The following is an 11,189-nucleotide window of genomic DNA, read 5'->3' on the forward strand; positions in this document are numbered from 1 at the left end:
TTTTCCCTCTAGGTTTTTGCGTGAGGGGTTCCTCGCGCTGCGAGGAACCCCTCCACGTCAAAAAGGTAGGTCGGTAGCGTTTTGCCGTCGCTGTGGATAGGCGGTAGTATGAGTACGTATCCACCGATCAGCGAGCATCTCGACGACGTCGAGAGCGCTCGCACCGAGGGGCGGCGGAAGATGGACTGGGCGCTGCAACATATGCCCATCCTGCAGGAACTCCGTGAGCAGTTCGCCGAGTCGAAACCGCTCGACGGGCAGGTCATCGGGATGGCGATGCACGTCGAGGCGAAGACCGCGAATCTCGTCGAACTGCTGGCGCTCGGCGGGGCCGAGATCGCGATCACGGGCTGTAATCCCCTGTCGACGCACGACGACGTGAGCGCGGCGCTCGACGCCAACGACTCGATCACCTCCTACGCCAAGCGCGGCGTCGGCGACGAGGACTACTACGCCGCCATCGAGTCCGTCGTCTCTCACGAGCCGACGATCACCGTCGACGACGGGATGGACATGGTCTACGCGATCCACGAGGACTACCCCGAACTCATCGACACCATCGTCGGCGGGGCCGAGGAGACGACGACCGGCGTCCACCGACTGCGCGCGATGGACGCCGACGGGGAGCTGAAGTACCCCGTGTTCGCCGTCAACGACACCCCGATGAAGCGCCTCTTCGACAACGTCCACGGGACGGGCGAGTCGTCGCTGGCGACCATCGCGATGACGACGAACCTCTCGTGGGCGGGCAAGGACGTCGTCGTCGCGGGCTACGGCTACTGCGGCAAGGGCGTCGCGAAGAAGGCCGCCGGCCAGAACGCGAACGTGATCGTCACCGAAGTCGAGCCGCGCCGCGCGCTGGAGGCGCACATGGAGGGCTACGACGTGATGCCGATGCGGGAGGCCGCCGAGACCGGAGACGTCTTCATCACGACGACCGGCAACCGCGACGTCATCACCCGCGAGGACTTCGAGGCGATGAGCGACGGCGTCCTGCTCGCGAACGCGGGTCACTTCGACATCGAGATCGACCTCGACGCGCTGTCGGACCTCGCCGTCGACGAGTACGAGGCCCGCGACGGCGTCCGCGCGTACGAACTGGCGGACGGCCGCCGCCTCAATGTCCTCGCCGAGGGACGACTCGTCAACCTCGCCTCGCCCATCGCGCTCGGCCACCCCGCGGAAGTGATGGACCAGTCCTTCGGAATCCAGGCCGTTTGCGTCCGCGAACTCGTCGAAAACGGCGACGAGTACGACGCCGGCGTCTACGACGTCCCCGACGAGTTGGACAAGGAGGTCGCAGAGATCAAACTCGACGCCGAGGGCGTCGACCTCGACTCGCTCACCGACGAGCAGGCCGAGTACATGAACAGCTGGAGCCACGGAACCTGATTAGGACACTGTTACCCGAAGTACGCGGCCGCTACTGTCCCCACGTCCACTTCGCGTCGAGCACGTAGCGGTAGACGCCGCTGACTACGATCGCGACGGCGTTGGCCGCCAGATACGGCACCGACCGCCACTCGACGAGGAGATACAGCACCGCGAGCTGTATCGGGATCGCCGTGCCGCGGACGATGTTCGTCTTGAGAAGCCCCGAGAGGAACTCCGCCGTCCCCGTGTTCTGCGTCGCCTCGAACGTCCACGCGTTGTTGAGGACGTACGACAGGACGATGGTGATCTCGATGGAGAAGAGCGCCCCGAGCAGGTAGAACAGCCCGACGACGTCGACGAACAGCCACAACAGCGCCATCTGGATCCCGGCCGTCACCGCTCCGACCACGACGAACCGACGCAACTGGAGCGCGAGCGGGCCGCTGTGGAGGTTGCGGAGGAAGCTCCGGATCATCTAGCGGTAACCGAGCGCCGAGAGCCGCGCTTCGAGGTCCTCGTCGACCGCCTCGTCGCCTCCCTCCCCGTCTCGCGCGCCGTCGTGCTCGGCGGCGCGCAGGAGTTCGGCGTGCGCGTCGACGATGGGTCTGGACCGGTCCAGAACCGCCTGTACCTCCTCGTCGGCGTCGGTCGCCCGGTTCCGCTGTTGGGTCGAATCTTCCGGGCGGTAGTACACTTCCTCCTCGTCGGCGTCGACGTTCTGGATGTAGACCCAATCGCGGTCGCGGACGCTCACGAGGAGGTCCCCGTCCGCCAGCGACCGGGGGATGGGCTGGGCGGTCACGTCCTCGCCGCGAACGGTGACCGAGACGACCGGATCGTCGGCCGGCGTCGCGCCGTCGAGAACGGTCGGCGCGAGCGACTCGCCGAGCCACTCCTCCGGGGCGTCGACGCCGAGCAGGCTCGCCACCGTCGGCGGGATCGAATCGAGGGCGACCTGTTCCTCGACGCGGCGTCCCTCCGCACCCGGGACGTCGACGACGAGCGGGACGTGGATCAGTTCGTCGTAGAGCTTCGGGTAGTGCGCGAGGTGGCCGTGCTCTTGGAATTCCTCGCCGTGGTCGCCCGCGAGGATGACGGCCGTCTCGTCGTCGAGGCCGTTCGCCGAAAGCTCCTCTAGGAGGCGGCCGACGCTGGCGTCGACCTGTCTGGCGGCGGCCTGATACAGCGTCCGCAGGTCGTCGAGCGTCCGCTCGCCGACCTCCCAGCCGAGTCCGGTTCGCGTGTGTGCGTGGAGCATCCGGTGGGTGCCCACGAGCCCCGACGAGACCTCGCGGATGTACCGCGGCGCGGGCACGTACGGCGTGTGGGTGTCCATGTAGTGGACCCAGAGGAAGAACGGCTCGGAGGCCTCTTCGAGGAAGTCGCTCGCGGCGTGTTCGACGTCGAACATCCGCGAGGTGTCGAGGAAGGGCCGGTCGTCGGCGTTGCCCGCGAGCCGAGACTTGATTCGTCTGATGGGCGAGGCCGCCAACTGGAGCCACGCCTCGACGGTCGGGTGGGTCGCGAGGTACTTGCTGTAGATGCTCGACCCGACGCTGGCGACGAAGGGCTCGAACTCGTCGAACCCGTCGTCGTAGCCCCAGTGAGAGGTCAGAAACCCGTTCGCGGCGTTGAATCCGCCGGTCGCGACGCCCGAGTCCGAGAGCGTCCGCGCGAGCGTCGGTACGTTCTCGACGCCGATCTCGCCGGAATCGGCGAACACCGGGCGCGAGGCGAGCATCGACGGGAACGAGAAGGGCGTCCAGTTGCCGTTCGCGAACGCTCGCTCGAACACGGTCCCGCGTTCGGCGAGTTCGTCCATCACGGGCGTGTGTCGCTCCGCGTCGTACGCACCGATCGCGTCGGCTCTGAGGGAGTCGACGGTGACGAGAACGACGTTCGAGACTGGGGTATCAGCGGTCATTTGTGGGTGCGACAACGTTCCGCACCGGTGTTCGGGTCCGACGGAACGGCGTACTATCCGATGGATGGCATTTAAGACATATATACCCGCGGATTTCTGTCGCGCCGCTCGGTGCGGGTCGGCGACGGCTGTCGTCCGGTTTAAATCCCTCTCCGAGCGAGAGAGAGGTATGTCCGCGAATCGGAAAGGCGACCGCCGCGAGCGAGAACTGGTCAACCGGCTCGACGAGGCCGGGTTCGCGGTGATGCGCGCGCCCGCGTCGGGGTCGGCGACGGAGCGCGAGCTGCCCGACGTCCTCGCCGGCAACGGCGACGTGTTCTACGCCATCGAGGCGAAATCGAGCTCCGGGCGACCGATCTATCTCTCCGGCGAGGAGGTCGAGGCGCTCATCTACTTCGCGCAGAACTTCGGCGCGAAGGCGCGGATCGCGGTCCGGTTCGACCGCGAGTCGTGGTACTTCTTCCACCCCGGCGACCTCCACGTGACCGACGGCGGCAACTACCGGGTCAAAAAGGAGACGGCGCTCGCGGAGGGCGAGGGCTTCGACTCCTTCGTCGGCGGCCCCGCCCAGTCACGCCTCACCGACGTCGACGGTGACGAGGGAGAGTAGCTCGGAGCCGTCGTCGACCCCGCCCGTCCCCCCGTCGACGGCGTTCGCTTGCTCGCCGACGCCGTTCGTATTCCGGGGGACGCGGCTCGATCTCCCGCTCGTATCCGCGAGCGGGCGAAGCCGCGAGGCCGGAAACAGGTACCGGCGCGCGCCCGCGGTGCTGTCGGCGACGTCGCCATCGTCGTCGCCGCTGCGGACAGCAGCGACGCGTCGGAGCTCCTCGTCCGACAGCGACGCGACGTAGACGGCGGCGAAAACCGGCTCTTGGCCGCCGTAGGCGGCGTTGGTCTCGTAGGCGGCGACCAGCCGCCCCTCGTCGGTCCGGGTCGCGTCCGCCCGGCGGCCGAGCGCCTCGACGACGACGAGTAGCGATCCGGTCTCTCGATCGCGCACGAGGTCCCCGGGCGCGCGGTCGTGGCGGTCGCAGAGCACCGGGCGCTCGTCGTCCGTGTCGATGGGGACGAACGCGGGGCCGCCGCAGACCGCGCAGACCCGCTCGCGCTCGTTCGGTCCCGGCAGGAGTCGCGCGTCGATCTCGAGTTCGACCCGGCGGCGGTGCTTGCAGTGCGCCCCGCGGATCGCGCTGTCAGGGCAGGTACACGTCTCGCGTTCGACGTCGACGACGTAGGTTCCGCCGTCGGTCTCGACGACGTAGCGACCGTCGCGGAGCGGCCGGACGGTCATCGGCTCGGCCCGAGCGCGGTACGCCCGGCCGGTCTGGCCGTCGACCGGGAGCGTCCGCTCGCGGCGTTCTCCGACGCGACGGATGCGCGACGGTTCGGAACGCGACGGTTTCGACTGCCGGTCGTGAGCGGACGCTGCGGAGACGTGGCGGTGAGACGGCGTCTCACCGCCGAAGGAGTCTGACGCGGCTGTGTTTCGGGTGTGCGTCATCGGTGATCCCGAGAGGGTGTGCTCTCGTGGTCGTCTCTACGGTCCCGAAGACCCTAAACCCTCGTTTCGTGTGGAGATCCGGGCCGTAGCGCCGCATCGAAGCCCTTTTAGAACGTCCTCGGAAACGCTGGGGTATGGAAATCGATGCGGCGATGCGCCGGAAGATCGTGGTCTCTGTCGTCGCGGTCGGCGCGTTCTTCGCCCTCTTCGTCGGCATCGGCGCGACGTACGGTCCGGACCTGGGTGAGACGGGCGGTCTCGCACTCGTCGGGGCGATCGTCCTGTTCATCTTCGTGATGGCCGGCGTCGGATTCATTCTGAAGGACTGACGTCGCGGACCGCCGACTGCGCGCTGCGGGCGCTCGCGGGTACGCTTTCTCGGTCCCGACTTCCCCGTCCCGAACCGTTCACCACGTCTGCGAGAGTCGCAACCGCTCTCGGCGTCCCCGCGACCCGCGTTCCTCAGTCGCCGGCGGTCTCCCGCCAGTCGCGGACGTCGCCCGCGTCCCGCAACGCGTCGGTGTAGTACGACAGCGGGTGCGAGATCGTCTCGCAGCGCTCGTCGGGGTCGACGCAGGTGCCGTAGGTCTTCATCGTCGCGCACGACGGCGGCGGATACTGCGTCCCGTCGTGTTCCGCGAGGTACTCGACGCGCGTGAGGATGCGCTCGCCGCCGTCGCCCTCCTCGGCGTCCAGAAGCGTCAGCACGTCCTCGCCGTTCAGCCCGAGTGCGACGAGGAAGGAGACGAGCGAGAACTCCGCGTGCGCGGGGAGCGACTCGTCGCCCCGCGCGCGACGCACCAGCGCCTTCATACACGGCGGGAACAGCGCGGGGACGACCGTCTCGACGTCTCCGGTTCCGGCCGTCTCGTGGTCGTCGAGCAGCGATCGGAGGTCGGCGACGGCGTCCGACAGTGCCTCCGCGATGGCGTCGCCGCCGTCGGTGCCGCGGACCTCGAACGGGAGGCCTGCCGCCACTCGGCGCTCGACGGCCGCTTCGAGCAGTCGGAGCAGGCCGTCGGCGGGGACGCGGACCGCGCCGTCGGCGACCTCGCGGTTGACGAGTCGCCACCGCTCGCCCCACCCGGTGTCGGCGAGTTCGAGGTACGGCCCGAGGTCGACCCAGTAGTGCGTCGGGTCCCGCCCGGTGCGGGAGACGCTCCCCGCGCCGCCGCTCGAGGCGCCGCGGGTTCGGCCCCCGTCGACCGGCTCGGGGCGCACGGCGGCGTCGAGGTCGAACTCCCGGAGCACGTCCTCGAGGGACGCCCGCGGCCGTCCGGTGCTTTGGAGGTCGTCCTCGGCAGCGAAGTCCTCCGCGAACCGCTCGCGCGCCGTCGCCGCCTCCGCGGTCGCGTACTTCTCGACCGCCGCGGGCGTCTCGATCAGCGAGACGAGGATCCGCGCGATCGGATACGAGAGCAACTCGCTGTCGTCCCAGCGGGGCGACTCCTCGGCGGCGACGGTGCCCTCCATCAGCGCGCGCTCGACCCGCTCGGTCGCCCGGTCGACCGCCGGGGCGTCCTCGGCGATGAGCGCCGCCGGCGAGATGTCCGCCTCGCGGACGGCCTCGCGCGCGCCCTCGAAGAACGGATAGCGCGCGTAGCGCGGGTCCATCGGCATCGCCTTCCCGTTTCCACCGCCGGCGAATAAACACGACGGTCGATGGGCGGGCTCGGGCGTCGCGCTCGGGCCGCCTCGGAGCGGCGACACCGTATCACCTAAGATGCCGCGTCGCCTCTCTCTGCGCGTGCCGCAGTTCGACTACCCGTGTCCCGACTGCCGGGCCACCAACAGCCTCCACGACGCCGACTGCGAGTTCGAGGGGACGCCGTGGCCCGACGTCGAGAAGGCCTACGTCGACATCGTCGCACGGCTCACCGCGGAGCCGACCGAGGAGGAAGCCCTCTACGACGCGATCGACGGCGAGTGGGACGGGCTGCACCGCTCGGCGCTGGAACGCCTCAAGCGCGACGAGCGGGTCACGGAGGGCAACGACGTGCTTCGGCTGCGCACCGCCGAGGAGTTCCGCGAGGAGGTGTCCGAGCCGACGCGCGAGCCGATGCGCACCCTCTACCGCTACGGGAGCGTGCCGGGCTGTCACGACAACGCGGTCTTCGCGATGATCGCGTGGTACGAGATGGTCGGGCTCTCGTGGTCGGAGACCCGCGAGAACGTGATCGAGTGGCTCCGCGACAGCGGCGCGTGGTCTCGCGGGGGCTTCGAGGAGACCTCCCCGGAGGCCCTCGTCGACGCGAAGCGCCACGTCTACGAGGCGGGCTACGGCTGGAAGGAGAAGGCCGAGGCGGCGAAGCGGATCATCGATCGTCACCGCGGCTGAGGCGGCTCGCTGCGATACGCCGTTTCTGTTCTACTCGTTTACAGCAGCTCGAAGACGTGGGCCGGCCACTCCTCCTCGTAGGACAGATCGAAGTCGGGATCGATGTCGACCGTCTCGGGGTCGTCGATGCGGAGCTCGACGCGGTCCCCGATGGCGACGTCCTCGAGCGACGCCTCGACGCGACCTGTCAGCCGAGCCGAGGAGTCGAGTTCGACCACTGCGACGGTGATCGGCGCCAGGTGTTCGAACGCGGACGGAGGCCGGTTGACCGAGGTGTACGAGATCACCTCGCCGGTTCGTGGCTGCTCCGACAACGTGACTGCCCGGCTGCCACAGCCGTAACACGCGGGACGCGGCGGCAGCATCTGCGTGTCGCACTCCGTACAGCGGGCGGCCACCAACCGGCCCTCGGCCAACGCGTCGAAGAAGCCGGGGAGCGTGAACGGCGAGTCGGCGGTGATGTCGTCCGGTCCGAGCGGTCCCGTCGTCGTGGAGTCGGTGTCTGTCATCGTGAATCACGCTCCTCCGTCGGTTGCCGTCAGGACGGTGGCCACGGTGTGGGCGTCCGCGACGCCGCCTTCGTTGATGAGCAGCGCGGTGTCGGCGTCGGCCACTTGTCGTTCCCCGGCCCGTCCGGTGAGCTGTTCGTAGGCTTCGACCGCCTGCAACAGTCCGGTCGCTCCGATCGGGTGCCCGCGGGCCTTCAGTCCGCCGCTGGTGTTGATCCGGACGTCAGTCCAGCCCGCCGACCGGTCTTCGGGATCCTCGACGGTCTCGATTCCGCGACCCTTGGGGGCGAACTCGGCGGCCTCGGCGAGCAGCGCCTCGCAGACGGTGAAGGCGTCGTGGACTTCCGCGACGTCGACGTCCGCGGCGTCCACGCCGGCGTCCTCGTAGGCGGTCGAGGCAGCGACGTTCGCCCCCTCGACGAACGTCAGATCGCGCTCGGCGACGGCGAGGTTGTTGGCCGCCGAGCCGATGCCGGCCACGCGGACCGCGTCGGAACGGCGCTGGAGTTCGGCCGCCACCTCGTCGTTCGCGACGACGACCGCCGCGGCACCGTCGGTAACCGGCGCACAGTCGTACAGTTTCAGCGGGGGAGCGACGTCGGGCGCGTCCATCGCGGTCTCGATATCGACTGCCTGTTGGAACATCGCCCGTGGGTTGTCCGCCGCGTTCCGGTGGTTCTTCACCGCGATCTTGGCCAGGTCCCGTTCCGTCGCGTCGGTCTCGTGGAGGTAGCGCCGCGCGAGAAGAGCGTACGTGGCGGGTGCGGTGATTCCGGACCGCTGTTCTAGGGCCCGCTCGAAGGCGGCACCGAGCGCGTTCGTGGCACCTTCGGTCCCGCCGGCGGTCATCTTCTCGACGCCACAGGCCAGCACCGCGTCGTGGACGCCCGCCCGAACGTCCCGGACTGCGTTCTTGAGCGCGAGCGCACCGGCGGCCGCACACGCCTCGACGCGCTCTGCGGGGACGTTCCGCAGGCCGGCCCATTCGGCCATCAGCGTCCCCTGCATAATCTGATTCTCGTACCGTTCGGACTGGGCGCCGACGTACAGTCCGTCGACGACGTCGGCCGGATCGGGTAACTCCTCGAACGCCTCGGCCAGCGCCTTCGAGAACAAGTCGCGGCCGGGCAGATCTGTCTTGCCCAACGGAGAGGATCCGACCGCGATGAGATGAGCGGTAGACATCCCCTATGGATCCTCAACTACTGGTCTTAAGGGTTTGGGCGCGGAGCGATCCGACTTCGATTCCGATCGCCGTACCCGAGCAGTCACTGCGTTTCACGCACCGAACCCCGTGTTCGCTTCCGCCGTTAAGAAAGAATTTTACGTGACACAGTCACGTCTTGACATAGCATGCACAGACAGATGACGACGCTCGACTTCCTCGATCGGGGGGTCGACATCTACGGCGACGCCGTCGGCGTGGTCGCCCACGACGGCACCGAGTACACCTACGCCGAGTTCGGCGAGCGGGTCGACCGCGCGGCGGCGGCGCTCTCGGACCTCGGCGTGGAGGAGGGCGACCGCGTGGCGCTGCTCTCGCCGAACACACACTGGTTTCTGGAGACGCTGTTCGCGATCAACTCCCTCGGGGCCATCTCGGCCCCGCTCAACTACCGGCTCATCCCGGAGGACTACGAGTACATCCTCGACGACTGCGGGGCCCAAGCAGTCATCGCTGACCACGAGTACGCCGAGAAGATCGAGGCGATCCGCGACCGGGTCCCCGCCACGACGTTCGTCGCCAACCCGGCCGACCACGTCGACGGCGACTGGCGCGACTACGAGTCTCTCTTGGAGGCGGCCGACCCCGACGGGTTCGAGCGCCCCGACGTCTCCGAAGACGACCCCGCGACGATCAACTACACGAGCGGAACGACCGGCGACCCGAAGGGCGTGGTCCGGACCCACCGCACCGAACACCTGCACGCGCTGATCACCGCCCACCACACCGAGGTCAGCGACGACGACGCCTACCTCTGGACGCTCCCGATGTTCCACGTCAACGGGTGGGGCTACCCCTACGTCATCACCGGCGTCGGCGGGAAACACGTCTGTCAGCGCCACTTCGACAGCGAGGGCGCCTTCGAGCGGATCCACGACCACGACGTGACCTACCTCTGCGGCGCGCCGACGGTCCTCGACGAGATGGTCGACCACTACGAGGCCCACGAAGTCGCGGCGACCGGCGACAAGCCGGTCAGGATCGCGACCGCGGCCAGTCCGCCGCCCGAGGCCACCATCCGGACCGTCGAGGACGAACTCGGGTGGAACATCTTGCACGTCTACGGACTGACCGAGACCGGCCCGCTGATCACGACGAGCAACTCGCCGCGGCGGATCGAGAGCGAGGGCCGATTCGAGATCAAGACCCGTCAGGGCCACGCGATGCTCGGGACCGAACTGCGCGTCGTCGACGAGGCCGGCGAGGACGTCCCGGCCGACGACGAGACGATGGGCGAGATCGTCGTCCGCGGCAACCAGGTTATGGACCGCTACTGGAACAAGCCCGAGCGGACCCGCGAGGCCTTCAGCGGGCGGGTCGAGGGGTGGTTCCACACCGGCGACTTCGCCACGATCGACGAACGCGGGATGATCTCGATCAAGGACCGCAAGAAGGACGTCATCATCAGCGGCGGCGAGAACATCTCCAGCGTCGAGGTCGAGGACGCCCTCTACGACCACCCCGACATCGAGCGCGTCGCCGTGATCGGAGTCCCCCACGAGAAGTGGGGTGAGACGCCCAAAGCGATCGTCGTGCCCGCACGCGGCACCGACCTCACCGAGGAGGGGGTCATCGAGTTCGCCCGCGAGAACCTCGCGCACTTCAAGTGCCCGACCGTCGTCGAACTCGTCGACGACCTCCCCGAGACGTCCACGGGCAAGATCCGCAAGGTCGAACTTCGGGAGGCCCACGCCGACCCCGTCGGGTGACGCCGTCCGTTCCGGCTCGTTCGTCGTCGGCATTCGACTGGACACGTGACTGCCACGGAGTCGAGGGGTAGTCTCCGCGTGTCTCCCGCCACACGCGTTATGCCCGTGGGTCCCGTGGTGCCACTATGCAATCGAGCACCGTCAGACGCGGTCTCGTGGGTGTCGCCGTGGGCGCGGCCTGGCTGGGCGGGCTGTACGCCGCGACGCCGCTCGTCGGCGAATTCCCGCCGATCGCGCTCGCGGAGGGGTTCATCGTCCGCGCTCCGGGGTGGCTGTCGACGCTGGCGGTCGGCCTGTTGGGGTTCTCGGCCAAACCGGTCTTGTTGGGCAGCGTGCTCGTCGGCGTCGTGGCCGTCGCGGCGGTCGCGTGGATCCGCTGGCCCCGGAACCGCGAGTGGTCCGCGCTCCTCGGACTTGTCGTCGGCGCGGGCGTGACCGCCGCGGCGCTGGTGATCGCCGGCGTCGACGTCTCGCCGAACGCGGCGCTCGCACTCGCGGTCGCGCTCGGGACTCCCTACGCAGTGAGTCGGTTGCTCGCGGAGCCGACGGCCTCCCCGGACAGGCGGCGGTTCCTCCGGCGCGCGGGCGTCGTCGTCGTCGCGGGCG

Annotated in this window: 11 protein-coding genes and 1 pseudogene; 6 read left to right on the forward strand and 6 right to left on the reverse strand. The window is 68.8% G+C overall.

The window, feature by feature from the left end; genetic code table 11:
- Window positions 1-108: 108 nt before the first annotated feature.
- Entirely contained in the window at window positions 109-1,392 is a 1,284-nt protein-coding gene (locus tag ACP99_RS18625; protein ID WP_049988020.1) for an adenosylhomocysteinase, read from the forward strand.
- A 31-nt stretch (window positions 1,393-1,423) separates the two neighbouring features.
- On the opposite strand, the gene ACP99_RS18630 is transcribed toward ACP99_RS18625, so the two are convergent.
- Window positions 1,424-1,849, reverse strand: a complete 426-nt coding sequence (locus ACP99_RS18630; protein WP_049988021.1) for a GtrA family protein — start codon at window positions 1,847-1,849, stop codon at window positions 1,424-1,426.
- Entirely contained in the window at window positions 1,850-3,298 is a 1,449-nt protein-coding gene (locus ACP99_RS18635) for a sulfatase (RefSeq protein ID WP_049988022.1), read from the reverse strand.
- A gap of 169 nt (window positions 3,299-3,467) precedes the next feature.
- On the opposite strand from ACP99_RS18635, the gene hjc reads away from it, so the two are divergent.
- On the forward strand, window positions 3,468-3,908 hold the full coding sequence (gene hjc, locus ACP99_RS18640; protein ID WP_049988023.1) for a Holliday junction resolvase Hjc: 441 nt from the start codon (window positions 3,468-3,470) through the stop codon (window positions 3,906-3,908).
- Between the two features lie 117 nt (window positions 3,909-4,025).
- Here hjc and ACP99_RS21575 read toward each other — a convergent pair.
- Window positions 4,026-4,802: pseudogene (locus tag ACP99_RS21575) on the reverse strand (SWIM zinc finger family protein); the annotation flags it as partial.
- 134 nt (window positions 4,803-4,936) lie between these two features.
- Here ACP99_RS21575 and ACP99_RS18650 point away from each other — a divergent pair.
- Window positions 4,937-5,131 carry a DUF7472 family protein gene (locus ACP99_RS18650; protein ID WP_049988024.1) on the forward strand — a complete coding sequence of 65 codons (195 nt, stop codon included), beginning with the start codon at window positions 4,937-4,939 and terminating at the stop codon, window positions 5,129-5,131.
- Between the two features lie 133 nt (window positions 5,132-5,264).
- On the opposite strand, the gene ACP99_RS18655 is transcribed toward ACP99_RS18650, so the two are convergent.
- Entirely contained in the window at window positions 5,265-6,416 is a 1,152-nt protein-coding gene (locus ACP99_RS18655) for a DNA primase (RefSeq protein WP_049988029.1), read from the reverse strand.
- Between the two features lie 133 nt (window positions 6,417-6,549).
- Between ACP99_RS18655 and ACP99_RS18660 the strand changes: the two genes are divergently transcribed.
- Window positions 6,550-7,140 carry a DUF7474 family protein gene (locus tag ACP99_RS18660; RefSeq protein WP_049988025.1) on the forward strand — a complete coding sequence of 197 codons (591 nt, stop codon included), beginning with the start codon at window positions 6,550-6,552 and terminating at the stop codon, window positions 7,138-7,140.
- Window positions 7,141-7,178: 38 nt separating this feature from the next.
- Here ACP99_RS18660 and ACP99_RS18665 read toward each other — a convergent pair whose 3' ends face one another.
- Complete coding sequence (locus ACP99_RS18665) at window positions 7,179-7,649, reverse strand: Zn-ribbon domain-containing OB-fold protein (protein WP_049988026.1); 471 nt, start codon at window positions 7,647-7,649, stop codon at window positions 7,179-7,181.
- Between the two features lie 6 nt (window positions 7,650-7,655).
- A complete protein-coding gene (locus ACP99_RS18670) occupies window positions 7,656-8,834 on the reverse strand; it encodes a thiolase C-terminal domain-containing protein (protein ID WP_049988027.1) in 1,179 nt (392 codons plus the stop codon).
- Between the two features lie 168 nt (window positions 8,835-9,002).
- On the opposite strand from ACP99_RS18670, the gene ACP99_RS18675 reads away from it, so the two are divergent.
- Together ACP99_RS18675 and ACP99_RS18680 are read left to right on the forward strand one after the other, a co-directional pair.
- Window positions 9,003-10,583, forward strand: coding sequence for a long-chain-fatty-acid--CoA ligase (locus ACP99_RS18675; protein ID WP_049988028.1), 1,581 nt, complete (start codon window positions 9,003-9,005; stop codon window positions 10,581-10,583).
- A 125-nt stretch (window positions 10,584-10,708) separates the two neighbouring features.
- The coding region (locus ACP99_RS18680; RefSeq protein ID WP_197052525.1) for a hypothetical protein at window positions 10,709-11,189 on the forward strand (481 nt) is incomplete at its 3' end.

Source organism: Halobellus rufus (assembly GCF_000739575.1).
GTDB lineage: Archaea > Halobacteriota > Halobacteria > Halobacteriales > Haloferacaceae > Haloquadratum > Haloquadratum rufum.